This window comes from Brachyspira sp. SAP_772 (assembly GCF_009755885.1).
Classification (GTDB): Bacteria; Spirochaetota; Brachyspiria; order Brachyspirales; family Brachyspiraceae; genus Brachyspira.
In genome coordinates this window covers 299291-324809 of sequence record NZ_VYIX01000002.1, presented here as the reverse complement: position 1 = coordinate 324809, position 25519 = coordinate 299291, and the positions used below count along the sequence as shown (strand labels likewise).

At 28.6% G+C, this 25519-nt stretch carries 25 protein-coding genes and 1 other RNA gene; 15 read left to right on the top strand and 11 right to left on the bottom strand.

What is annotated here, in order from left to right:
* Positions 1–893 precede the first annotated feature (893 nt).
* The 4 genes from scpB to GQX97_RS06675 form a co-directional block, all read right to left on the bottom strand.
* Positions 894–1526: an SMC-Scp complex subunit ScpB gene (gene scpB, locus GQX97_RS06690; protein WP_157151176.1), complete on the bottom strand. Its 633-nt coding sequence runs from the start codon at positions 1524–1526 to the stop codon at positions 894–896.
* Between the two features lie 91 nt (positions 1527–1617).
* Entirely contained in the window at positions 1618–2112 is a 495-nt protein-coding gene (locus GQX97_RS06685) for an NUDIX domain-containing protein (RefSeq protein ID WP_157151175.1), read from the bottom strand.
* 18 nt (positions 2113–2130) lie between these two features.
* Entirely contained in the window at positions 2131–3591 is a 1461-nt protein-coding gene (locus tag GQX97_RS06680; protein ID WP_157151174.1) for a radical SAM protein, read from the bottom strand.
* 29 nt (positions 3592–3620) lie between these two features.
* Positions 3621–4061, bottom strand: a complete 441-nt coding sequence (locus tag GQX97_RS06675) for a YkgJ family cysteine cluster protein (protein WP_013244352.1) — start codon at positions 4059–4061, stop codon at positions 3621–3623.
* A 613-nt stretch (positions 4062–4674) separates the two neighbouring features.
* On the opposite strand from GQX97_RS06675, the gene GQX97_RS06670 reads away from it, so the two are divergent.
* Complete coding sequence (locus GQX97_RS06670) at positions 4675–5310, top strand: hypothetical protein (protein ID WP_157151173.1); 636 nt, start codon at positions 4675–4677, stop codon at positions 5308–5310.
* A gap of 506 nt (positions 5311–5816) precedes the next feature.
* Here GQX97_RS06670 and GQX97_RS06665 read toward each other — a convergent pair.
* Together GQX97_RS06665 and GQX97_RS06660 are read right to left on the bottom strand one after the other, a co-directional pair.
* Positions 5817–6257 carry a MarR family winged helix-turn-helix transcriptional regulator gene (locus GQX97_RS06665; protein ID WP_157151172.1) on the bottom strand — a complete coding sequence of 147 codons (441 nt, stop codon included), beginning with the start codon at positions 6255–6257 and terminating at the stop codon, positions 5817–5819.
* A gap of 11 nt (positions 6258–6268) precedes the next feature.
* A complete protein-coding gene (locus tag GQX97_RS06660; RefSeq protein ID WP_157151171.1) occupies positions 6269–7657 on the bottom strand; it encodes a sodium-dependent transporter in 1389 nt (462 codons plus the stop codon).
* Between the two features lie 178 nt (positions 7658–7835).
* Between GQX97_RS06660 and ispE the strand changes: the two genes are divergently transcribed.
* The gene (ispE, locus tag GQX97_RS06655; RefSeq protein ID WP_157151170.1) at positions 7836–8693 is read left to right on the top strand and encodes a 4-(cytidine 5'-diphospho)-2-C-methyl-D-erythritol kinase; all 858 of its coding nucleotides are present in this window, start codon (positions 7836–7838) and stop codon (positions 8691–8693) included.
* A 123-nt stretch (positions 8694–8816) separates the two neighbouring features.
* On the opposite strand, the gene GQX97_RS06650 is transcribed toward ispE, so the two are convergent.
* Complete coding sequence (locus GQX97_RS06650) at positions 8817–9290, bottom strand: hypothetical protein (RefSeq protein ID WP_157151169.1); 474 nt, start codon at positions 9288–9290, stop codon at positions 8817–8819.
* 18 nt (positions 9291–9308) lie between these two features.
* Positions 9309–10427, bottom strand: coding sequence for a DegT/DnrJ/EryC1/StrS aminotransferase family protein (locus GQX97_RS06645; RefSeq protein ID WP_157151168.1), 1119 nt, complete (start codon positions 10425–10427; stop codon positions 9309–9311).
* Between the two features lie 144 nt (positions 10428–10571).
* Here GQX97_RS06645 and GQX97_RS06640 point away from each other — a divergent pair, with 144 nt between their 5' ends.
* The 6 genes from GQX97_RS06640 to GQX97_RS06615 all read left to right on the top strand — a co-directional run bounded on the left by GQX97_RS06640 (position 10572) and on the right by GQX97_RS06615 (position 14303).
* Positions 10572–11096: a hypothetical protein gene (locus GQX97_RS06640; protein WP_157151167.1), complete on the top strand. Its 525-nt coding sequence runs from the start codon at positions 10572–10574 to the stop codon at positions 11094–11096.
* Positions 11097–11105: 9 nt separating this feature from the next.
* Positions 11106–11537: a hypothetical protein gene (locus GQX97_RS06635; protein WP_157151166.1), complete on the top strand. Its 432-nt coding sequence runs from the start codon at positions 11106–11108 to the stop codon at positions 11535–11537.
* A gap of 83 nt (positions 11538–11620) precedes the next feature.
* Positions 11621–11899, top strand: a complete 279-nt coding sequence (locus tag GQX97_RS06630) for a YtxH domain-containing protein (protein ID WP_157151165.1) — start codon at positions 11621–11623, stop codon at positions 11897–11899.
* A 24-nt stretch (positions 11900–11923) separates the two neighbouring features.
* Entirely contained in the window at positions 11924–12316 is a 393-nt protein-coding gene (locus GQX97_RS06625; RefSeq protein ID WP_157151164.1) for a DUF948 domain-containing protein, read from the top strand.
* A gap of 19 nt (positions 12317–12335) precedes the next feature.
* Entirely contained in the window at positions 12336–13382 is a 1047-nt protein-coding gene (locus tag GQX97_RS06620) for a peptidylprolyl isomerase (protein WP_157151163.1), read from the top strand.
* 12 nt (positions 13383–13394) lie between these two features.
* A complete protein-coding gene (locus GQX97_RS06615; protein ID WP_157151162.1) occupies positions 13395–14303 on the top strand; it encodes a hypothetical protein in 909 nt (302 codons plus the stop codon).
* Positions 14304–14988: 685 nt separating this feature from the next.
* Here GQX97_RS06615 and GQX97_RS06610 read toward each other — a convergent pair.
* The gene (locus GQX97_RS06610; protein ID WP_157151161.1) at positions 14989–15726 is read right to left on the bottom strand and encodes a site-2 protease family protein; all 738 of its coding nucleotides are present in this window, start codon (positions 15724–15726) and stop codon (positions 14989–14991) included.
* Positions 15727–15826: 100 nt separating this feature from the next.
* Complete coding sequence (trmD, locus tag GQX97_RS06605; RefSeq protein ID WP_157151160.1) at positions 15827–16567, bottom strand: tRNA (guanosine(37)-N1)-methyltransferase TrmD; 741 nt, start codon at positions 16565–16567, stop codon at positions 15827–15829.
* A 138-nt stretch (positions 16568–16705) separates the two neighbouring features.
* Between trmD and GQX97_RS06600 the strand changes: the two genes are divergently transcribed.
* The 3 genes from GQX97_RS06600 to GQX97_RS06590 all read left to right on the top strand — a co-directional run bounded on the left by GQX97_RS06600 (position 16706) and on the right by GQX97_RS06590 (position 19958).
* A complete protein-coding gene (locus GQX97_RS06600; protein WP_157151159.1) occupies positions 16706–17713 on the top strand; it encodes a hypothetical protein in 1008 nt (335 codons plus the stop codon).
* A complete protein-coding gene (locus tag GQX97_RS06595; protein ID WP_157151750.1) occupies positions 17706–19007 on the top strand; it encodes a replication-associated recombination protein A in 1302 nt (433 codons plus the stop codon). Before GQX97_RS06600 ends, GQX97_RS06595 begins: the two co-directional genes overlap by 8 nt.
* A gap of 459 nt (positions 19008–19466) precedes the next feature.
* Positions 19467–19958 (top strand): GNAT family N-acetyltransferase, encoded by a 492-nt coding sequence (locus GQX97_RS06590; protein ID WP_157151158.1) that lies wholly within the window; start codon positions 19467–19469, stop codon positions 19956–19958.
* Between the two features lie 17 nt (positions 19959–19975).
* Here the strand turns inward: GQX97_RS06590 and ssrA are convergent.
* Positions 19976–20328, bottom strand: a transfer-messenger RNA (tmRNA) gene (gene ssrA, locus GQX97_RS06585).
* A 101-nt stretch (positions 20329–20429) separates the two neighbouring features.
* Here ssrA and GQX97_RS06580 point away from each other — a divergent pair.
* From GQX97_RS06580 to GQX97_RS06565, 4 genes are all read left to right on the top strand, one after another.
* Positions 20430–20987, top strand: a complete 558-nt coding sequence (locus tag GQX97_RS06580) for a DUF4390 domain-containing protein (RefSeq protein WP_157151157.1) — start codon at positions 20430–20432, stop codon at positions 20985–20987.
* A gap of 124 nt (positions 20988–21111) precedes the next feature.
* The gene (locus GQX97_RS06575) at positions 21112–21795 is read left to right on the top strand and encodes an NlpC/P60 family protein (protein ID WP_157151156.1); all 684 of its coding nucleotides are present in this window, start codon (positions 21112–21114) and stop codon (positions 21793–21795) included.
* Between the two features lie 30 nt (positions 21796–21825).
* Positions 21826–23937 (top strand): ATP-dependent zinc metalloprotease FtsH, encoded by a 2112-nt coding sequence (gene ftsH, locus GQX97_RS06570; RefSeq protein WP_157151155.1) that lies wholly within the window; start codon positions 21826–21828, stop codon positions 23935–23937.
* Between the two features lie 213 nt (positions 23938–24150).
* Positions 24151–25335, top strand: coding sequence for a cation:dicarboxylate symporter family transporter (locus GQX97_RS06565; RefSeq protein WP_157151154.1), 1185 nt, complete (start codon positions 24151–24153; stop codon positions 25333–25335).
* The last annotated feature ends 184 nt before the right edge of the window (positions 25336–25519 follow it).

The following is a 25519-nucleotide window of genomic DNA, read 5'->3' as shown; positions in this document are numbered from 1 at the left end:
ATCAGTTTTTTGTTGTTCTTTTTCCCGCGTACGAGCTGTACCACTACTCGCCTAGCTGTGCACTCACTACGGTCGGCGGCTTGCTGCACGACAGTACTCTGTTTTAATCATAACCTTCTACGCGTGCGGAGGAGTGCTTTTTTATTCACAATTATTTTTTTCTTTGAAGTATTCGCCATACGAGTTTTCCGCACGGTAATGCTATGCTTTAATTATAACTTCTTAGTCGTGCGGAGGAATGCCTTTTAATGTACAATTAAATTATAAAATTTATATTATTCTTTTTCCCGCCACAAAAAGAACCAAAAGTGCAAGTGCTACAGCTTTGTATTTTTTGAATATGTATAAACTATAAAATAATACCAACATATTAAGCTAAAAAAATGCAGCCTTTTTGCTTCTTTGTGGCAACAAAAGAAGTGGGGGTTCTACCCTACGGGTACGCTTCGCAGGGGGGCTAGTCCCCGAAATATAAAAATAAAAATTGATAAACTTAAAAGTTTTCAGATATATAATAAGTTTTTTTATTCAACTTTTTCCCGCCGAAAAAAGTCGCAAAAAATGCAAATTATTTTGGTTCTTTTATACCAACACCAAGTAGGTGCCTATCGGCAAAAGAAGTGGGGTGCTACCCTACGGGCACGCTTCGTAGGGGGCAACGCCACCACAAAACAAAAACTTAAAAAATAAATTTTTAGTATATATTGAAATAATTATTTTTTATAATTTTTTTGTTGTTCTTTTTCCCGTAGCTCGCGGTGCGGACTTCGTAAAAAGAACCAAAAAGTACAAATACTATAACTTTGTCATTTGGAATATGTATTAAATAATATTCTTATTTCAGATTAAAATTACATTTCTTTGCAAAACGCATACAAAAAATACGGTTATCTTTAGTCGTTTCTGTTAAACTCTAAATCTTTTAATTCTCTTAATTTTGGTAAATCATCTAAACTGTTTATACCAAAGTGCATTAAGAATTTATCTGTTGTTCCGTATGTTTGTCTTTTATCGAGATAGTCTTTTCTTCCTTTCCAAGCTATAAAACCATCTTCCATAAGCATTCTAAGATGATAAGAACTGTCGCTTTGTCTTATATCATCAATCTCTGCTTTTGTAAGAGGCTGTTTATAGGCTATAATAGAAAGTGTTTGAAGCATAGCTTTTGATATTTTCTTCTTACGTTTTCTATCATATATTGCAGATAAAGTGCCAAAAGTAGAAGGTATTATAGTCATCATCACACTATCACCAATCTCTAATATCTCTATAGCACTTCCTACACTTTTATATCTATTGTTAATATTTTCTATATAATTTCTTATGTCAGTATTTTCACACTTAAAAAGATTTCTTAACCGAGATATAGAAACTGTACCCTCTACATATATAACAGCTTCCAATACCCTCTCAAGCTCTTCCTGATTCTCTAATACATTTTCATCTATTGTAAAACTGCTTTCTGTTTTTACTTCGTTATTATTAGTTTCAACAGCATCTTGATTAGATAATTCTTCTAAACTCATTTAAGAAAATCCTTTTTCATTTTTAGTTTTCCCTATTATAACATATAAATTCTTTTTTTCAATCTAAAAAAATTTAGTAGAATTTTTTATGCTATTTTTTGTATAAATCATAAAAATATCTCAAAGATTCAACTATCTCTCCTCTTTTGCACATCTTTCTATAAACTCTCTCATTGACAATTTTTGCCTCACTAACCTCATTTTCTTGTAATACCAAATCATTTATATTAACATCTCTCTTAAATACATAAGAATCAATTATAGTGTTAGAAAAATCAAGAACAAAAGAAGTAAAAAATATAGCATCATCAATTTTAAAAGAGAGCCCAATCTCTTCTTTTAACTCCCTAACAGCTCCCTCAACACTGCTCTCACCCGCAATTATAGACCCCTCAGTGCATTCCCACATATTAGGACATATCTTTTTACTACTATGCCTCTTAGTTAATATCACCTCATCATTACTATTAACTACCCAAGCATGTATAACTATATGATAATCATCTTTATCTAAAGGCACACCTCTTTTATGAAGCTTGTTTTTTTTATTTTTGTTTATATCGTATACGTCCCAAATCTCAGCCATAATATTTTTTAAAATTTATTACTCCCTATTGATGTACGATGATATGATATTTCTAAAAGAGTTTATATGATGCCTGATATCATATATATCTCTAATGCTTAAAATTTTATGGAAAACATACATAGGATTAAAAGATAAATTATAAAAATATTCTACATACTTAAAAATATCATCAACTTCTAACTTCATCACACTAGTGCGCATATCATATTCAAACCAATTATCTGTATTAATATAATTATTCTCCTGACAATAATTAAATACATTAGTGCCGGGATATGGAACAAATATTGAAGTATTCATTGTATTAATGTAACCATTAGTCATAAAATATTTTATTGTATCAAAAGTAGCTATAATATCTTCTTCACTCTCCCAAGGATATCCAATCTTAACCATCATATCTATAAAAAGCCCTGCCTTTCTCGCCATCTTAATAGAATTAATAACAGAATCTATATTTACATGTGAAGGAGAAAGTTTTTCTAATGTTTTAGTATTTGCAGAAGGAAAAGTTACAATTAATGTTTTAAACCCAGCTCTTTTCATCATCTTATAATAATGATAATCCAAATCAGTAAAATACATATGACAATCAATATAAACTTTTTTATTTAATTTTCTCTCTATCATAGTTTGACAAAATAATGAAAGCCACTCACCCATAGGAAAAGACACTGTAACATCAACAAACTCTTTTATATTATATCTTTTATATAAATATTCAATTTCATCAACAACATTAATAGGGTTTCTTAACCTAACATTATTAAATAATATATTAGAAGTTGAACAATTATGATTTCCAAAAACAGAACCTCTGCCAGACATAATAAACGTAGCTGGAGTTTTTTTATAGTATTCATTTTCTTTGGAATATAATTTCCAATTAGTTAGATTTCTATCTATAAATGGAAGGCGGTCTAAAGGATAATCAAGTTTACATTTGCCAGTATTTCTAATATTTCCTTGAGATGTTCTATAATATATACCTTCTTTTAATTTCTCACCATTATTAATATAATTTACAATACTTAAAAGAAGCACATCATAATCACCGCCTGTGATTACAAAATCTACTTCAGACTTATCAAAACTCTCTTCAGGCAATGCTGTAACATGGTCCCCAGCTAAAACTATATAAGCATTTTTATATTTATCTTTAATAGCGTCAATAGTATCCCAAGTATAATTTATGGTAGCAGTAGCAGCTTCAAAAAAAATTAATTGCGGATTTATTTTGTCGATTTGTATAAGCCAATCTATGATGTCCATCTTTCTTGCAATAGTGTCTATAAAAAAAACATCATAGCCATTATTCTTTAACAAAGTAGCAGCATAGGCAGATAACATCGGATAATTAGCAGAAAAATTTTTTACCCATTGAAATTGCCTATTCAAAGACATTAATGGAAAACCTTTATTATATTCAAAAGGCGGATATGTTATGCATACTCTATCAATTTTTTCTTTTTTCATTGCTTATATATTCTTGCTTATACATTTTTTTATTTTACTTTTTTAGCTATTTTTTTTGGAGATTTAGAAGATTTCTTTTTAATAATTTTTTTCTCATAAACATATTTTTCTAACTCATACTGATCATCAAATATCACATCATACCACTCTTCATATCTCTCACATTTTGGCGGACTGTGCTTAGTACATATATCATGCCTGTTCTCATAATTTTTGCACAAATAAGTTTTTTTATCTAAATACCTGCACTCACTTCTTATCATATGATACCAAGTATCCTGATATATAAAAATAAATGAATGCTTAAAATAAAGATACCATTTCAAAGTTTTTAATTCTTCTTCATTTTTAGGTTTAGATATTTCCATCACCAAATCATGACAGCATAGAGAATTACAATCAGCACATAATTTATCTGTAACTTTTTCTTTTCTATCTTTAAAAATTTTATCAGAAGGTATTACTTTCATTTTGATATATCGCCCTATAAAAAAATACTCGTTCAATTATACTAAAGTGATTAGGTTTTGTCAATTTTATATTTTTATGAGAATTTGTGCATTGCACTATTATATATAAATATTAAACTATAATATTTGCACTTTTCGCAAAGCGTACCCGTAGGGTAAAAACTTTTTGCTGCGGGAAAAAGTTGAATAAAAAAATAATATAAAAGATATAATTATTTCAGAATATACTAAAAAATTTTTAACTTTATTTGTTTTATTATTTGCAGGGCTTTGCCCCGCACCACAGTTCTTTTATTGGTATAAAAGAACCAAAAGAACTGCATTTTTATTATAAATTTTATAATTTAATTGTACATTAAAATGCACTCACCCGCACGACTAAGAAGTTATAATTAAAGTATAGCACTACCGTGCGTCAAGGTGGTACAGCTCGTACACGGGAAAAGTTGATAGAAAATTATTATTCTAGTATATACTAAAAATTTTTGAGTATATCAAAATTTATTTTTTAAGTTTTGTTTGCGGCGACTTTACAAACACTACATAGTTTATTGATATTTTGATATGAAAAATATATAATATATTGCGTAAAAAATATTCTAGGAGAATAAAAATGAAATTAAAAATATTTATAATTTCTTTTATATTTATTTTCTCAAGCATGCTTTTTCCTGCTTTTGAATTAGATATGATGGGAAAAATTGGAGTTGCCGACAGTTTTACTGATTTAACAGGCGAAGTTTTTGAGCCAAGAATAGATTTAAATTTACAATTAGGTTATAACTTTCCTATAAACAAATCTTCTTTCAGAAGCATAAGCTTATTATTTGATACGGGAATAGATGCTCGAATGATATCTTTAAAAAATGATAATTATAAAATAAATCAATTAGAGGCAGGCGGAATAACAACTGGTTTGGCATTAAAATTTATATTTACTCCTGTTTTAAATTCAAAAATAGATTTAGTTTTCGGTTTATCTTCAGGTGTTAAATTTATACCTATAATAGATGATTTAAATATAAAACCAAATAAAGTTCCGATATCTCCATACGTTAATTTATTTTTAGAAAATAGAATATATAATATTAATGAAACGTTGGCTCTTGTATACGGTATTAATATTTTTTACGAATATATGATATTCGATAAAAGCGATATAAACAACTTATTTGGAGGCTATAATATAAATCAGCATCATTCAATAGGGGCTATGCTTTCTATAGGTTTTCATTTTGGAAAGCGTTAAGGTTTATAATAATTAGTATAAAATATAGGGCTTATGATGAATGAATATATTTATCATAAGCCTTATATATTTATAATGATTGTTGTATTAAAATAAAATAACTTTATCCTTTCGTATACGCTTCGCGAAGAACTGCATTTTTATTATAAATTTTATAATTTAATTGTACATTAAAATGCACTCCTCCGCACGACTAAGAAGTTATAATTAAAGCATAGCATTACCGTGCGGCAAGGTGGTACAGCTCGTACGCGGGAAAAAGTTGATATAAAATTATTATTTAATATCCAAAAATATTTTTTAAGTTTTTTATTTTGTGGGGACTAGCCCCCTGCGAAGCGTGCCCTTAGGGTAGAACCCCAGTTATTTTGCCGATAGGCACCTACTCGGTATTGATATAAAAGAACCAAAAGAACTGCATTTTTTATGCTTAAAATAAAGATATTATCTTATAGCTTATACATATTACAAACATGTAAAACTATAGCATTTGATTATATTAAAACTCAATCTTTAAAATAATTCTCCATAAACTTAATTAGCTCTTTCAGACAATCTGTATACTTTACTATATCTTCATCTCTTAAAGAAGCAAGCATATCTGTATCAAGCTTTTCAAGTTTTTCTAATATAGGCTCAGCAAACTTAATACCCTTCTTAGTGAGACTAATAATTTTGTTTCTTTTATCTTTAATATTAACCTTTCTTGTAATGTATCCCTTTTTCTCAAGCCCATTAAGAAGAGAACAACACGTTTGCTTTGGTATGCACAATTTCTCTGTAACCATATTCTGCGGACATTCTTTACTATAATAAATTAGCCCTAATGTAAACAAAGTTAAATCTGTTATGCCATACTGTTTTGCCCATATATGATAAAACCTATTAGCTTCATACCAATGGTTATATATAATGTCTATATGCTTCTTTAACTCTTCTTCTTTCATTTAATAGCCTATTATTTTAGAAAAAACTTATTAATATAGTCAACAACAAAAATTGTAAGCACTATGAGAGGAAGTATATAACTAACATAGAATCTAGACCATTTAGGGAATTTTAAACCCTTTCCAGTATCAGCCTCTTTAAGGAAATTATTCCAACCCCAACCAAGCTCTCTAGTACAGAATATTAATATAATTATACCGCCCAAAGGAAGGAAGTTGTTAGAAACTAAAAAGTCTAAACCATCTATTATGCTAGTTCCTTCGCCCAAAGGTTTAATGAATGATAATACATTAGAACCTAAAGCACCGGGTAAGCTTAATATAAATATAGATATAGAAACAATTATTGTAGTTTTTTTACGATTCCATTTAGTTTCAGACATAGTGAAAGCTATAATATTTTCAAATACAGCAATAATAGTAGTTAATGCCGCAATAGATAAGAACAAGAAGAATAATGCTCCCCATAATCTTCCCAAAACCATAGAATTAAATATATTAGGCAAAGTAAGAAATACTAAGCCAGCACCTTGACCAGGATTTACGCCAAAAGAGAAAGTTGTAGGGAATATTACAAGACCAGATAATAATGCTATTAAAGTATCTAATATAACAACCATTATAGATTCGCCAGTCAATGAATAATTTTTATCTATATAGCTTCCAAAAATAGTCATAGCACCAATACCTAAGCTCAAAGTAAAGAAAGCCTGACCTATAGCAGCATAAGCCACTTTAGAAAAGCCAGCAATCCCATCACCAAACATATTTGCAAAATTTGGAAGCAAGTAGAATTTAAGACCCTCTTTAGCATTAGGCAAAGTAACAGCTCTCACTATAAGAATAAGAAGTACAAAGAAAAGTAAAGTCATCATAATCTTACTTATCTTTTCAACACCATTTTCAAGCCCCTTAAAACAAACTATACTAGCAATTATAACAGCAACAAACATCCAAAATATTAATGTTTTAGGAGAAGCAAGCATATTACCAAAAAATGCCTGAACCTGCTCAGGAGTTAATCCTTCCATATAACCCATAGCCATAGAATAACAGAAATATAAACACCAACCAGCTATAGTAGTATAAAACATTAAAAGTAAAACACATCCAAAAATCTGTATATAACCAATGATATGCCACTTATGACCTTTTTTCTCCAAGTTTCTGTAAGAACCAGCTAAATCCCTTCCGCCTGCACGTCCAACTGTAAACTCCATTATAAGTATTGGAAGCCCTAGTATAACTAATGATATTAAATACAAAACAACAAAAGCAGCCCCACCATATTGACCTGTAATATATGGAAATCTCCACACATTACCCAAACCTATAGCACAGCCTGCTGATACTAATAAAAATCCTAATCTGCTTGAAAGCTTTTCTCTCTTCTCATTCATAAATAATCACCTATACACTATTTTTTTATGTTTCTACTTATGATAATAATAAATATAAAAATTGTCAAGAATAAATTATTATACAATCATTAAATAATAAAAATATCAATAATATAATTCAAATTTTTTAATTATTAATTTATAATACAGCAAATATTTTCTATAATTGGGTGTAATTATGACTGAATTAAAATCTCCTTGCAAAGTAAATTTATTTTTGGATATAACTTCAAAAAGAGAAGACGGATATCATTTAATAGAATCTTTATTTCACACCGTTGATCTTTATGATATTATAGAAATAAAAGAATCAAACTCTTTCAAAGTTACAACCTCTGGAAAATATAAATTAAATGACAATAATGAAGACAATATACTTTCAAGAATATTTTTCTTTTTTAAAGACAATATGAACTTAAAAAAGAGTTATAAAATAAATATAGAAAAAAACATTCCAAACGGTGCTGGTCTTGGAGGCGGCTCTTCTAATGCTGGATTATTTATTAAGTTTATATTAAAAGAACTTGGAATAAAAGAAAATGAACAGCTAATAAAATCTTTTTCTAAGTTTGGAGCAGATATTCCATTTTTTATTAAAAGGGGAATGAGTTGGGTTAATGGAATAGGAGAGAATATTTTTCATTATAATTATATACTTCCTTATAAAATAATTATCATATACCCTAATATACATGTATCTACAAAAGTAGCTTATTCAAATTTTAAAACAGAAGATTTTAATAAGGCAGACTTTTTATCTTTCAAATCTATATTTGACAATAAAGAATTAAATTTTAATGATGTTTATGATAATCTATACAATGTATTTGAAAATAATGTATTTACTCTTGAGCCAAAAATAAAAGAATATAAAGAGCAAATGGAAAACAAAATAAATAAAAAAATAGTTATGAGCGGTTCTGGTTCTTCTTTATTTACTTTATATGATAACGATGATAAAAAAATAGATGATGATTATAGTATATTGAAAGAGGAATTTCCTCATTTAGATGTATTTAAATTAGCATTAATTTAAAAATATTTCAGTAAATGTATAATAAAGATAAAGCAATATTATTAAATACTTATAATTCAAAATATAATATGCTCAAATAATTCAAAATATAATATGCTCAAAATTTTGTGATAAAATATATTATTAACTCTTTATAAACTTCTCATCCAATTCTTTTCTATTAGCCTTATAATATTTTATAATCTCTTTCCACTTACGAATAAATAATTTACTTCCTTTTTCAGTATCTGTAATATTAGCTGTATTAAGTTTATAGAAGTTCATAAAACATAAATCATATTCTAAATTAGTGAAATTATTATCCCTATACGAAATTTTTTTATCTATGGTGTTAAAACGCATAGTTAATATAATATTATCATTATTAATATTTTTAAGTATCTCATCTAATATTAAACAATGATACAAATTATCCCAATCTTCTTTTTTTCTTCTCTCTAAGATACCATAAAAAAATGATATATAAGGGTTATAATTAAGCCCTATTTTTTGATAACTATGTCCAGCACAGCTTTTATTAGTAATGAATCCGAGCTTGTTAAGCTCTGTTACAACGCCAACAAGCTCTTCATCAATTTCTATTTCTTTAATATCCAAAATAAAAACCTTAAAAAATTATTTTTTTAGAACTTTTTTTAAAGCTTCTATTACCATATCTTGTTCTTCTTTAAGAATATCATTATCTATAGGAAGAGCTATATTGTGCTTAGAAGCATATTCAGACACAGGCATATCTCCTTCTTTATAACCTAACTTTTTAACAAGAACAGGTGCTAAATGTATAGGGTGAGGATAATAAAGTGCTGTAGGTATACCAAGTTCACTTAATTTAGTTCTCACTTCATCTCTATTCTCTTCAACTTGTATAACATATTGAGCATGAACACTTTCAGTATATTCTGCTATTTGAGGTACTTTTACTATATCTTTTAAATTGTCATTATAATATTTAGCGGCATTTCTTCTATACTTCATATCATCATCAAAGCCCTTAAACTTCTCTAATAAAATACCCGCCTGTAAATTGTCTAATCTTCCAGTAGTACCAAGCTTAACGTGTATCATTCCGCCCTCATCACCATGATGACGAAGCTGTTTTAAGTTTTTGTATAACTTCTCATCATTAGTAAACACCATTCCGCCGTCACCAAAACAACCTAAAGGCTTAGCAGGGAAAAATGAAGTAACAGCAATATCACCCAATTTACCAGAACAAGATTTTATATTTTTATAGCTAGCACCAAAAGACTGACAAGCATCTTCTATCACAAATAAATTATGCTTTTTAGCTATGTCTAATATAACATCATAATTAGCACATTGTCCAAATAAGTTTACAGGAATGATGGCAACAGTGTTTTTGTTAATAAGACTTTCGAGTTTGTTTACGTCCATATTAAAATACTCATCAATATCGCAAACAACAACCTTCATGCCCAAAAAAGAAGGAGCCTCAGCAGTAGAGAAAAATGTCATTGCAGGAACTATTACTTCTTTTTTAGAATGATCCTCCCCAGCATTAAATCCCAATGCCAAAAGAGAAAGCACTAATCCAACGTGCCCAGATGAAACACCAACAGCATATTTAGCACCAGTGTAATTTGCTAATTCATGCTCTAAATTATCTAACTCTTCACCAAATACAAATTGACTTCTCTCTATAATAGAAGCTATTTTTTTATCTATACTCTCTTTTCTCTTCTCATAACCTCTGTAAAGATTCATATATTTCATTTCAATAACTCCATAAATAAAAAATTTTGAATATATTTTATAAAAATTAATTACTATTGTCAATAAAAAATATTCTTGATTTTTTATTGAAAATATTATACCGTAATAAAATAATTATATCTTAATTTCATAAAGGAATATATTATGAATAAAAATATTCCAATAATAGTTCTAGGCTCAGCAATTGTAGGTGCTAGTGCTTCTTATTTAATTTTTAAACAAATACAAAAATCATACTTTTATATTAAAAGCTATGATAAAAAATTTGAGATGAAGTTCTCTAATAAATGGCATATCTCAAAAGAAAAAAATGAACTTAATGAAAACTCAAACCTTGAATTAATTAACAATAAAGACTCTCTCTGTCTTATAATGTTTTCAAAAAATAAAAGCGAAGTTAATAATATAACTTTAGAAGAATATAATAAAAATACTGTAAATGGAATTAGAGAAAATAATATAATATTAGGCACTAAAAAAAATGTTATTGCTAAAAAAAATGTTTATATTACAGAGTTTTATTCTAATTATAAAGATGTTGATGTGCATTATTCTATATATGTGCTTGAGACTAATAATTATTATCATCAGTTTATGATAGCTTCTATGAGTGGTAAAAATTATTATAATAAAATAAAAAGTATATTATCTACTTTGAAAGAAATATAATTTATATATATGAGAAGCAAATTAAAATATTTATTTATATTATTGTTTTTATTTGTAAATAATTTATTTTCAGAGCAAAAAATATTTTTATCATCAAATTTAACAGGTGATGATTTGAGAAAAGAAATTATTAATTGGGTAAAAGCAACTTCAATAAACGAAGAAAATTATAAAATATTAGATAATGGTTATATATATTTTTTTTATGTGTCGAATATAGATGATAAAAATAAGTTTCTATGTTTTGATATTACTTTTAATTTGCAATACGATAAGTTTATAGTGGATTTCTCTAACCCTAAAATATTTGATAAAGAAAAAAATGAAACAAAAGATCTAGAGTTTAGCACTTTAAGCAAATTAACCAAAACAGGAATGTTCAAATCATACAACGAAGAGATAGATAAGATAGTAGAAGAGCTTGAAAATATAATAAATTAAATTTATTAGTATGTTGACAAAAAGAGTAATTACATTTAATATTTGTAAGATAATTAATATAATAAAATCAGGAGGATATTTTTATGACTAAAGGAATATTTTCTTTTATACTCGGAGTAAGTGCAGGTGTTGCATTAGGTTTATTATTTGCTCCAAAAGCTGGTGAAGAGACTAGAGAAGATATTAAAGAGACTATGGATAATATTAAATATAAAGTAGATGATTTATATCACAGAGGAGTTATTAAAACTTCTGAGTTATATGAGAAAGGCAGAGAAAAAACTTCTGAATTATACGAAAAAGGTAAAGAAAAAACTGCAGATTTTTTAGATAAAAGAAAAAAGAAATCTGAAGAAGCTTAATTTTTGATAGTTGCTTAAATAAATATGAATGATATTACTTTTCAATTAAATGTAATTGCTATATCTTTGGCTTTTATAGCTATAGCAATATTAATATTATCTTTGGCAATATTTTTTGTATTGCTTGCTACGCATTTTAGGTTTAATAGCAGATTTGATAAGATATTAGATAATATAGAATCTATTAGTGAAAAAGTTAATAATATAGCATTATTTGTAGAATCTGAGGCTGATAGAACAAAAAAAAGTTTATCGGATGTGCATGATGCTTTAGATAATGTTACTAGTAGTTTTTATGGTATTACAAGCTCTTTAAAAGATTTAACTGCCAATTTTAGCATTATGAATATAATAAACTCTATTATTGGTTTATTTAAAGGCAATAAAAAAACTGATGATGATGAAATAAATTTTTAATTTGCAGGAAATTAGTTGTATGAAAAAAATTTTGTTAATAACCTCTATACTATTTATCTTTGTATGTTCTCTATATTCTAATGATGATTTTGCCATAAGAATAAAAGATTCTCAAGGAAATATAAAAAAACTTATAACTAAAGATGAGTTTCTTAATGATATAACTAATTTAGTTACATTAAGAGGCGGCAATGAAGAAGCTGTTAATATGATTATTACAAATGAGCTTCAATTATGGCAAGTAGCCAATCAAATAATAGAACAAGAAGTTTTATATATTAAAGCCGTAGAAGAAGGTTATGACAAAGATGATGATTTAAAAGCTAGAATAGAAAAAGAAAGAGATAATCAAATAGTACAATTATATATGCAAAAAAAAGTACCTAAAGACTTTAGCATTGTAACAGAAGCTGAAAAAAGAAGTTTTTATAATACTAATAAAAACCGCTTACCGCCAAATGCTACTTTTGACCAATTATCTCTTCAAATAGAATATGCTATAATTCAAGAGCGTATGCGTAATGAATATGATAGAATAATAAGAAATGCAAAAACTAATTATACAAAATTTGAATATTCTTCTACTAAAGACCCTTGTATTACAATAGAAGAAACAACTATACCATTATCTAGATTTAATGACATGTTTAATGAAAACTTAAAACAAGCAGGCGACAATATACCTCCTGCATTAAAAGCACAAGCAAGAGACAGTATGTTTAATGCTTTTGTAGCTATGGAAGTTATGCTTTATGATGCTAAAAAAACAGGTTTTTATAATACACCAGAAGCTAAATCTTTAGATAATCTAATAACAAGAAATGCTGTTACTGCTAACTATATAGATAAAACAATAAGGGCTAAAATACCTAAGCCTACTGAAGAAGAAATTAATCAGGCTTATAAACAATATGGAGCTATATATAAAATAGATTCTCTTCCATATCAAGAAGCTCAAAAAGCATTAGAGACTTTAGTAATAGAAGCTAAAACTCAGCAAATATATCAAGTATTAATTACTCAGTTAAGATATGGTTACAGTATAGAAAAAGACTTATCTTTATGATATACTTAAAGAATGAAAATCAGAATATTTTTTATATTAATAATATTAGCTGCTATTAGCCAATTATCTCATGCTGCAAGAAATGATTTTTATTTTGATATATCTCCTCTAATAGAAAAAGATAAAATGTTTTCTGTTGGGATAGGGGGCATATATTATGAATATAACTCTTGGTTTCAGAATTATAAATTATATATAAATGATCCATTAGACCAAAATATAAGTAAAAGAAATTTATCATTCACATTTATGCCATATTTTATGGTGAGGCCTATTAATTTTGTAGAATTAGGAGTATCTGCAAGCTTTTTATACCAAAGGCAAGATACAAGACAAGATTTAACAGGGCTTACTAACATGACAGATTCTTTTAGTTTTGATGCTATAAATGCCACAGCTAAAGTAACATTTTTAGATTGGTATTTATCATTAGGAGCCAAAGTTGGTATGAGCTATAATTTCTCTAAAAGTATTCTTGGTGAAAATAGAGATGCTTTTAATTTTAATGGAGCTTTTTTACTTGGAATAGTGCCTAAAGTGATACCAGTTAATATATTATTTGCTTATGTATTTGATACAAGGGATAATCTACAAAGAGATATATTAGAATTAGGTGAAGTAATTGGAGGAGTAGAAATTATAACATCACCTTTTATGACATTATATACAGGGGTTAGTTATATTTTTCCATATCAGCCTAAAAAAAGAGATTATAGTTATTTAGAGCCTTTTGTAAAGTTTAAAGCTACGATATCAGATTTTTTATATATGACTATTACATACCGAAAAGTTATACTTGGTTCTGGAAATGTACCAAACACATCAACGGTTGATTTTTCTATAGAATATATGTTTTATGGCCCGGGCGATTGGTGGTATTTAGGAAGACCAGCAGATAAAAGAAAACAATACGACTACTAGTTCCTATGTTTTTTGTTGTTCTCGGTGACTACCCCGTACACCCACTTGTTTTGCGACTGAAGGAAGTTCACTTGTTAAGATTATACTATATAAATACTACAAACATACAAAGCTATAACATTTGTACTTTTTGCTACGGGAAAAAGTTGATAGAAAATAATTGTTTTACTATATAGTAAAAATGTTTAAGTCTGTCAAAAAATATTTTTATGTTTTTTATTCTCTGGGGCTAGCCCCCGCACCCCAAGTTCTCTTGCCGATAGGCACCTACTCGGTACGACCGAAGGAAGTGCCTGTGGGCATTGGTATAAAAGAACCAAAAGAACTGCATTTTTTACACAAAGATACATCTATTATTTTATACTAATACATATTCCAAATGACAAAGCTATAACACTTGCACTTTTTGGTTCTTTGACGGAGTCCTCACCTCGTAGCTGCGGGAAAAAGAACAATATAAATTTTATAATTTAATTGTATATTAAAAGGCACTCCCCCGCACGACTAAGAAGTTATAATTAAAGCATAGCATTACCGTGCGGAAAGCCCTTACGACGAGTAATGCGGCAAGGTGGTACAGCTCGTACGCGGGAAAAAGTTGAATAAAAAATATATAACAAAATATAGTTGTTTAAATTACATCAAAGCATTAATGAAAATAAATTTTTAAATAACTATATTAATCTTATATAGAAAATAATGCATTAATAGAATTACCCAATATATATGTTGCTATAGTTTGTATAAATGAAAGTATAGTTCTTAATATGCCAAAGAAAAGCAAAGCATATAATATTAAAAAACCATAAGGGTATATTCTGTCATAAGTATTTTTTCCTCTATCTGATAAGAAAAATCTAAATATCCAACCGCCGTCTAATGGTGGAAAAGGAAGCAAATTAAAAAACATTAGCATTATATTAATCATGTAAAACATTATAAGCATTGTAATAATTATTGGCAATGCATTTGAAAATATATTAGTGATAATGTTTGAATTTGATTGTAATGCCATTATTAATTTATATATTACAAAAGTGCCGTCTACAGGAAAAGCTAAAATCTTTATTATAATAAAAGAAGCACTAGCAAGCATTAAATTAGCAAAAGGCCCCGCAAAAGATACTAAAGCTTGGTCTCTCTCAAAATTAGAAAAATTCCTTGAGTTTACAGGAACAGCCTTCATCCATCCTATAACAGGTATACCCGTAATAGCAGCAAGCAAAGGCAATACTACACTTCCAAGTATATCTATATGAGCAAAAGGGTTTAATGTTAATCTTCCTAAACTTTTGGCAGTATTGTCCCCAAAAAAATAAGCAACCCTAGCATGAGAATATTCATGCATACTAGCCGATATTATAAAAACAACATAGGATATTATTCCTATTGATAATCTATTAGCAAATATTTCACTTACCATTTTTATTATATTCTCTCTCTATTATTTTATTTAAATTCTTTTTTAGTAAATTTTCTTAATAATAATATATTAAAAACAATGTAAATGTCAAAAAGAAAAATTATAATATTTTATTTGTTTTCTCTATTAAATAATTAAATATAGTCTTTATGTCTTTTTTTGATAAATCAATATTTTTAAACATATCTGCTCTATTAATAAAAGTTTTTATAATGCTTCTCTCTCTTCTATATTCTTCTATAAGCTTATGATTACCAGAAATTAAAACATCAGGAACTTTCATGTTATCTATTTCATAAGGTCTTGTATATTGTTCGTATTCTAAAAGCCCGTTAGCATTCTCTTCAAAAGTATCATTTACCACAGATTCGCTATTATTAAGCACACCCTTATATCTGCATATTGCATCTACAAGTAAAAGTGCAGGTATCTCCCCTCCGCTTAAAACATAATCACCTATGCTTATAGCTTCATCAGCATATTTTTTTTCAACTCTATAATCAATGCCTTCATAGTGTCCAAGTATTAATGTGAGATGTTCTTTTTGTGATAGTTCTTTTATTTTTTGCTGTGTTAATGTTTTTCCAGATGGAGAAAATATTATAGTGTGTCCTTTATTGTTACTCTCAAAATATTTTTTAAAAATAGTGTAAGTCATAATCATACCCGGCCCTCCGCCATAGGTATAATCATCACATTTTTTATAATTGCCCTCTCCAAACTCACGCATATTAACAATATTAATATCTAAAGCATTACTTTCTTTTGCCATAGATATCACTCCGCTATTTAAAGGGCTTTCATAAAAATCAGGAAATAGTGTAAGTATATCAATTTTCATCAAATAAAATCCAACACATATATTATTTTTTTGGTATATTATAAGTGGTTTTTTTATAAAAATATATAGATAATTATTTTTTAAAGCCGAAAATTAGTAATGTAATACTATAATCTTTTTTATAAAAATGGTAGAAAAATGAAAATATTTATCAATGACAAAGAATTATCATTTACCTTAGAAAATGAACAAAATGCTTATGATGTATTAAAGGGCGTAGAAGAGTGGTGCAACTCTAATAATTTTCTTATTAACAAAATTATAATAGATAATAATGAGCTTCACCCGTATATAGACGAAGAATATGAAAAGATACTTATAGAAAATATTGACAACATATATATAGAAGCCCTTAGCAATAGCGAATATTATTTATCTAGTCTTAATTCTATAATGGATTATATTAAAAATATTTCTGTTACAGATTCTGCTATTTTAAGTGAAAAAGATATAGAAGATTTAAAAGACGGATTTGCTTGGGTATTGGATTCTATACCTAGAGTGATATTTCTTTGCAATATGAGCTTAGAAAGCCATAATTCTATGCATTTACTCAAGATGCTAGAAGTAAAATTAGAAAGACTAACATCATTAACTGAAAAAAAAGAAGATATAGAAAAAATAAGAGATTATTTTAATGATGATATTAAACCATTTATTAATGATAAATTAATGCCAGCTATGGAACTTATTATGGAAGATGCTAAAATCAATACTATAATAATGTTTTCAAGCAATATTAATTCTGATAATGCATTATATAAAATAGGCACGCTTCCTAAGTTTTATGATTTTATAATAGAGTTATTAGATAAAATTGTTAGCAAGCTTCAAACAGGCAATGATAAAGAAGCATTTTTGTATGCAGAAAAATTTTCAAGAGTGGTGAGTTTCTCTTTTACAATACTTTCAAAAGTGGCAGATATATGCTCTATAGATTATAACAATATAAAAATAAACAAAATAAGTCTTTATGATTCTATAGAAGATTTTAATAATATGATGAATAATGTTTTAGAAGCATTCTCTAATGAAGACTATATATCTATAGCAGACATATTAGAATACGAAATAAAAGATAAATTAAAAGACATTATTAATTACATACCTGTTGTAGAGGAATACATTGAAAAGCTCAATGTTTGATTTTACAGAAGAAGACAACTCTTTTCTTCCAATGGCAGAGCGTATGCGTCCTACTTCTATAGAGGAAGTTTATGGACAAAAGCATATACTCTCAGAAAATAAAACTCTACGAAAAATGATTGATAAAGATAAAATCACTTCTATGGTTTTTTTTGGACCTCCGGGAGTTGGAAAATCAACAGTTGCTTCTATAATTGCTAAAAAGACTAAAAGAGAATATATAAAATTAAATGCTGTACTTTCTAATGTGTCTGAAATTAGAGATGCTATTAAAAAGGCAGAAAAAAATCTATCTAACGAAAAAAAGACAATACTTTTTATTGATGAGATACATAGGTTTAATAAATCTCAGCAAGATGCTTTACTTCCTGCTGTAGAAAATGGAACAATTATTCTTATTGGAAGCACAACACAAAACCCTTATTTTTATTTAACTAATGCACTTCTTTCACGCATAATGCTTTTTGAGTTTAAGAATCTCGAAGATGAAGACATTAGAGAGGCGGTTGTTAATGCTATAAAAGATAAAAGAGGACTTGGTGAAGAAGATATTGATGTTGAAGAGAAGGCAATAGATTTAATAGTAAAGTTTTCGCATGGGGATGTGAGAAAAGCTTTGACATATCTTGAAACATCATACTTAGCCACTCAAATAGATGAAACAAAAGAAAAACTCACAATCACAGAAGAGATAGTAAAAGACGTTACAACCAAGCAGGCATTAAACTTTGATGAAGATGAACATTACAATACAATTAGTGCTTTTATAAAGAGTGTGAGAGGAAGCGACCCAAATGCAGCAATTTATTATTTAGCAAGAATGCTTGAGTCAGGAGAAGACCCTAGATATATAGCAAGACGCCTTTGCATATTAGCTGCTGAAGATATAGGGCTAGCAGACCCTAATGCACTTAATATAGCATCATCACTGCTTAATATAGTGGAGTTTATAGGTATGCCAGAAGGAAGAATACCGCTTGCAGAGGTTACTATATATTTGGCACTTTGCCCGAAATCTAATTCTGCATACAATGCTATTAATAAAGCATTAAAAGACGTAAGAAACGGGGAGCTTTATTCTATACCGAATTACTTGAAAGATAACAACTCAGCATCATTTGACAGAAAAAGCAATGAAGATTATAAATATCCTCATGATTATCCTTATCATATAATAAAGCAGGATTATTTAGAAAAAGGCATTAGAAAGAATTATTATGAAGCGGTAGAGATTGGCGAGGAGAGAGAGCTTAAGAAAAGATATGAATGGATAATTAAGCATATATATGATTAGTGATATTTAGTAAAGTTGTTCTTCTTTCAATCTGATATTAAAAATGTTTCATCTATTATTTTATAGATATTCCAAACGTATAAAGCTAAAACATTTGCACTTTCGCGAAGCGTGCCCGAAGGGCGAAAACTTTTTGCGGCAGGAAAAAGTTGATAGAAGATAATTGACACATTCTAGAAATTTTTACTTTTTTCATTTTGGTTATTTGCAGGGCTTTGCCCCGCACCCCAGTTCTTTTATTGGTATAAAAGAACCAAAAGAACTGCATTTAATAAAGTATAGCTTTTTATGTATACAAAAACATAGCTATTATTTTATATTTATATATTCCAAACATATAAAGCTAAAACACTCGCACTTTTTGGTTCTTTTTGCTGCGGGAAAAAGAACAAGATAAAAAATTGACAAACTATAATTTTTTAATGTATAATATTTTAAGCTAATAATAAGGAATACAATATGACCATAAGAAAAACAACTGCTAATGATATAGATAAACTCTTAGAAATATTCGATTATGCCAGAGAATATATGAAAGCAAATAATAATCCAAATCAATGGGCAGACGGTTACCCAGCAAGAGAAAATATAGAACAAGACATTCAAAAAAATGAAAGTTATGTATGTTTAGATGATGATAATAATATAATAGCAACATTTTGTTTTTTTGTGGGCATTGAAGAAGATTATAATGAAATATACGAAGGCAAATGGCTTAATAATAATAAATACGGAGTTATACACAGAATAGCAACTTTAAAAAACCAAAAAGGAGTAGGCTCTTTTTGCATGAAATACTGTTTTGATATATGCAAAAACATGAGAGTAGATACACATAAAGACAACATACCAATGCAAAGGCTTTTAGAGAAAGAAGGTTTTACAAAGTGCGGCATAATAAAATTAAGAAGAAACGGAGCAGAGAGGCTAGCTTTTCAGAAGAGCGAATAAAGTTAATTTTTTATAAGAATTGGAGATGGCGGGACTCGAACCCGCGTCCTACGAAGCGCCCCATATCCGTCTACATAGCATATCTTATCTTTGAAGTTTCACTCTACAGGTAAAAGACAAGCAGAAAAACTATAAAGCTAGTTTGAGTATACGTAATATTAGGCTCAAACGGCACCCAATACAAGTTCTATGTGTTTCGACACCGATAAAGCAACCCATAGACAAATCACTAAACCAGTGACAGCTTCAATTAAGCTGCAAGTGCGTATTCGTCTGCACTTATATTTTTAGTATGATATTTACGTGCATATACCAAGCACGGCTATGCAAAATATGACTCAACCATCGCAGTCGAAGCCGGAGCATCCCCTTTCAAAGAACATATATGCATTATTATAATATTTTTTTTTATATAGTCAACTCTTTTTATATGCTTTACTTTTATATTAATTTAAGTATAATTAAATAGTTATGAAATATGTATTAACACTATTTATTATAATAAGCTTTCAATTATACCCTTATGAATTAAGACTTTATTTTTCAAGGGCAAATATTTATAATAATACATTATATGCTAATGTTTATTTGAGAAATGATATAGTTTTTTATAATAATATAAAAAAATATCTAGACAATGGTATTATAACTATATTCAATTTTAGAGTTAATCTATTTAAAGAAAATCTTATATTAGATGACAGCATAAAAGATGCTCACTTCTATAGAAGAATGTATTATGATTTTTTTACCAAAGAATATGTTATATATAATTCTCTAACTATGGCTGAAACAAGAAATACAAACTTTTATGAATTAATTAGAAATACAAGTCAAATAAATAGAGTATATATTATTGATACAAATAATCTTGATTTAAATAATAAATATTATTTCAAAACAAGGCTGTCAATACAATTTGAAAATGCCTATCCATATTTAAACGCATTTTTTAATATGATAACTCCACTGCAATATAGAATAAAATGGTTAAAATCTAATAATTTTTCTTTAAATGAATTGTCATAATTATTTATATTTTCTTATATTATTTATAGGTAAAAATCCGATTTTGTATTAAATAAAGTATCTTTATAAAGTACCTTGACTTTTTGTAAATATTTTATAAAATTATTTTTTAATTAGAGGAATTATGCATTTTTTTATTAGTATATTAATTGCTTTAATGTTTTCAAGCTATTCATTTGCACAAAATTATGGTTATGATAAGAATTATCAATCATATTTAGATGAAAATGGTGTAGAAATTGATGATAAACAAAAGGATAAAGTTAGAGAAGATATAAAAAAGTGGGCTAACTATTATTTGCAAAAACAATATAAATATAATGAAAGAGTTGAATTAACACATCCCACTACAAAAGAGAAGAAAAAATTTAATTTTGATTGTTCTGGTTTTGTAACAGCTGTGTATTGGAGTTCTAATATAGCAGTATTTGAAAAGCAAGCGATAATGGACTCTAGCGGTGTTAAAACAATATATTCAACACTTTCAAAATATAAAAAAATATATAATGATGGTATGCCAAACATTGGCGATATAGTGATGTTTGACAGAACAACATCAGATACAAAAAAGCTAACGCATGCTGGAATAGTTGTTGATGTAGATAGAGAAGAAGGAACTGTAACTTATGTACATGCCTCTACGAGCAGAGGGCTTGTTGAAGGCTATATAAATTTAAAATATCCTGATTTAGCTAGAAAAGACGGTAAAGTTATTAATAGCTATCTTAGAAGAGGAGGAGGCGTAGATTCACTTGCATCAAAATGTTTTAATAGTTATGGTACTATTTTAGATATACCTTTAGAATAAATATATAAAAGAGATTTTTTTGGAGAATATATGGCTAATAATAAAAAAAAGAATACAAATAGAAGAAACAACATTCCTCAAAGCGGGGGCGGAAATCAAATTATTATAATATTGCTTCTCACAATGGTGGTAGTAATGGCAATAATGTATTTTCAGAAAACACCTCAAGTTAAAGCTCAGGAATGGGACTACTCTACTGTTGTACAAAAAGTAAAAGATGGTGTTGTTAAAGAAGTTACTATAGTTGACCAGTATATAAAAAATGGTAAAGCTGTAGAGACAGTTAATGGTAAAATTACAGAGATAGATTTTTATTCTTATATACCTTTTACAGCAAGCGGTTTTGCAGATTTTCTTATAGAAAACAATGTAAAGGTTCGCGGTGAAGCTGAAAAACCTAGTTATTTTAGCATAATACTTGTAAATTTACTTCCTATACTTGCTATAGGATTTTTACTTTGGTTCTTCATGTTTAGACAGGTTCAAGGTTCAAATAACAGAGCTATGAACTTTGGAAAGAGCAGAGCAAGGCTATTAACAAAAGAAGATGTAAAAGTAACATTTAAAGATGTTGAGGGATGTAAAGAGGCAAAAGAAGAGCTTCAAGAGGTTGTTCAATTCTTAAAAGATGCCAGCAAATTTACTAGGCTTGGTGCTAAGATACCAAAAGGAGTATTATTGGTAGGCCCTCCGGGTACTGGTAAAACTTTACTTGCTAAAGCTGTTGCTGGTGAAGCCAATGTACCTTTCTTTAGTATGTCTGGTTCTGAGTTTGTTGAGATGTTTGTAGGTGTGGGTGCTTCAAGGGTAAGAGATTTATTTGAACAAGGTAAGAGATCTGCTCCTTGTATTATATTTATAGATGAGCTTGATGCTGTGGGTAGAACTAGAGGAGCTGGATACGGCGGCGGTCATGATGAAAGAGAGCAAACTCTAAACCAAATGCTAGTTGAAATGGATGGTTTTAATACTGATACTAGAATTATAATTTTTGCTGCTACAAACAGACCTGATGTACTTGACCCTGCATTACTTCGTCCGGGTAGATTTGACAGACAGGTTGTTGTTGATTTGCCTGATGTTAAAGGAAGAGAGGGAATATTTAAAGTGCATGTTGCTAAAATACAGCATGATCCTTCTATAGATTTGTATCATCTTGCAAGAGCTACTCCCGGTTTTTCTGGTGCTGATATTGCTAATATGGTTAATGAGGCTGCTTTAATTGCTGCTAGAAATGATAAAGAGAGAGTAGAGCTTAAAGATTTTGAAGAGGCTCGTGATAAGGTTATGATGGGGCCTGAGAGAAGAAGCATTCTTATAAGTGAAAAAGAAAAGCTTAATACTGCTTACCACGAGGCAGGACACACTTTAATGGCAGTGCTACTTCAAAATACTGATGCTTTACATAAAGTAACAATAGTTCCTCGCGGAAGAAGTTTAGGTGCTACTTGGACGCTTCCTTCAGATGGTAGATATACTCTTCAGAGAAAAAAGGCTATTGATGAGATGTCTTTGCTTCTTGGAGGACGTGTTGCTGAAGAGTTTAAGTTTGGCGAAGATTCTGTTACTACTGGTGCTTCTAATGATATAGAAAGAGTCACTGAACTTGCTAGAAGAATGGTTTGTGAGTGGGGTATGAGTAAGCTTGGTCCTATTGCTTTCGGGCAAAAAGAACAGCCTATATTCTTGGGTAAAGAAATTGCTCGTCACAAAGACTATAGTGAAGAAACTGCCCAAAAAATTGACGAGGAAGTACATAAGTTTGTTATTAAGGCTTATGAAAGAACTAAAAAATTAATAGCTGAAAATGCTGATAAGTTTGAAGCATTGTCTAGAGAGTTATTTGAAAAAGAATCTCTTGATATAGAAGATATTGAAAGAATATGTGAAGTTAAGCTTGATAAAGTTAAAGATAAATTAGTTTATGCAGGTAAAGACCCTAAAAGAGGTACTGATGAACTTGAAGACCCTTCAGCTTATCAAGATGGAGAAGTAAAGAGCGTTAAAGATGAAGTATTTTCTACTCCTATAAAACCTCTTAAAAAAGATTCTAGAGTTGAAGAGAAGGTTACTAAAAAAACTTCTTCTATTAGTAAAAAAATATCTTCTACTAACAGAAAAAAGAAAACTGATGAAGAATAAATTATTTTAATAACTAAATAAAACATAAAACTACGGTATAATTTTTATATCGTAGTTTTTTATTACTATTCATAATATGTTGAAAATGTATTATATATATAATAATATAGAGATATATAAACCGAAAATAAAATTTTTAGTAAAATAAATAATTGATTGAATAAAAAAAATTTTATATACTGTACTCATAACACTTACTTATGGAGTTTTAAAATGAAAAAAATTGGTTTGCTGCCTAGAATTATAATTGGTATAATTCTAGGTATTTTAGTAGGCATGTACCTTCCTGGTCCTGTAGTAAGAATATTTGTAACTTTCAGTTCTATATTTAGTTTATTTTTAAACTTTATTATACCACTCATGATAGTTGCTTTTATAGGATACGGTATTGCCAGCCTTACAGAGGGTGCTTCTAAACTTATTGGAATTACTGTAGCTATATCTTATGGTTCTACATTATTAGCAGGAAGCATTGCTTTTTTAGTAGCTTCAAATCTTTTCCCTACCCTTTTGGGTTCTGCTGCTTTAAGTAGTGTAAAGATAGAATCTGGTTTAGACAGTTATTTTTCTATACCTCTTAAACCTTTATTTGATGTTACATCTGCTGTAGTATTTGCATTTATACTTGGTATTGGTATTACGATGTTAAGACCCAAAAAACAAGGAGAAGAATTATTTTCTATAGTAAGAGACTCTGAAGAAGTTATACAGGCTGTTCTTAAAAACATAATAATACCTTTATTACCTATACACATTTTAGGTACTTTTGCTAATTTAGCTTATGCTGGTAGTATACAACATATACTTGTAATATTTGGTAAAGTATTTGCTGTTGTTATTACTTTACATATACTTTATATTACTGCTTTGTTTATAATATCTGGAATTATAGGAAAGAAATCACCTATAATGCTCATTAAAAACCAAATTCCGCCATATTTCACTGCTGTAGGTACTCAAAGTAGTGCTGCTACTATACCTGTTAGCTTAATAGCTGCTGAGAGAAATGGTGTTAGCGAGCAAATTAGAAATTTTGTTATACCGCTTTGTGCTACTATACACTTGGCTGGTTCTATGATTACTTTAACTTGCTGTTCTACTGCTGTAATACTCATACTTGGACAAAACCCTACTTACGGCTCAATACTTCCTTTCATACTTATGTTAGGTGTTGCTATGGTTGCTGCTCCTGGTGCTCCTGGCGGTGCTGTTATGAGTGCTTTACCTTTCTTCTATATGATTGGTATTACTGGAGAAGAGTTACAAGGTTTGATGATTGCTCTATACTTAACTCAAGACTCTTTCGGTACAGCTGCTAATGTTTCTGGTGACAATGCTATTGCTGTATTTGTTGATTGGTTCTACAAGACAAAAATCAAAAAAGAGGCAACTGCTTAAAAATTATTAGTAATTAAATTAATTAATACGAAGGGTAGTTTCTAATGAAGCTGCCCTTTTTGTTTATATAATCTATTTATAATATATATTTCAGTCTATATTAACGCACGCTGAACAATCACTCGTATATTATAAAAATTATATTGCTAATTTTATTATATTTTTAATTTTGCTTACCGTGCGG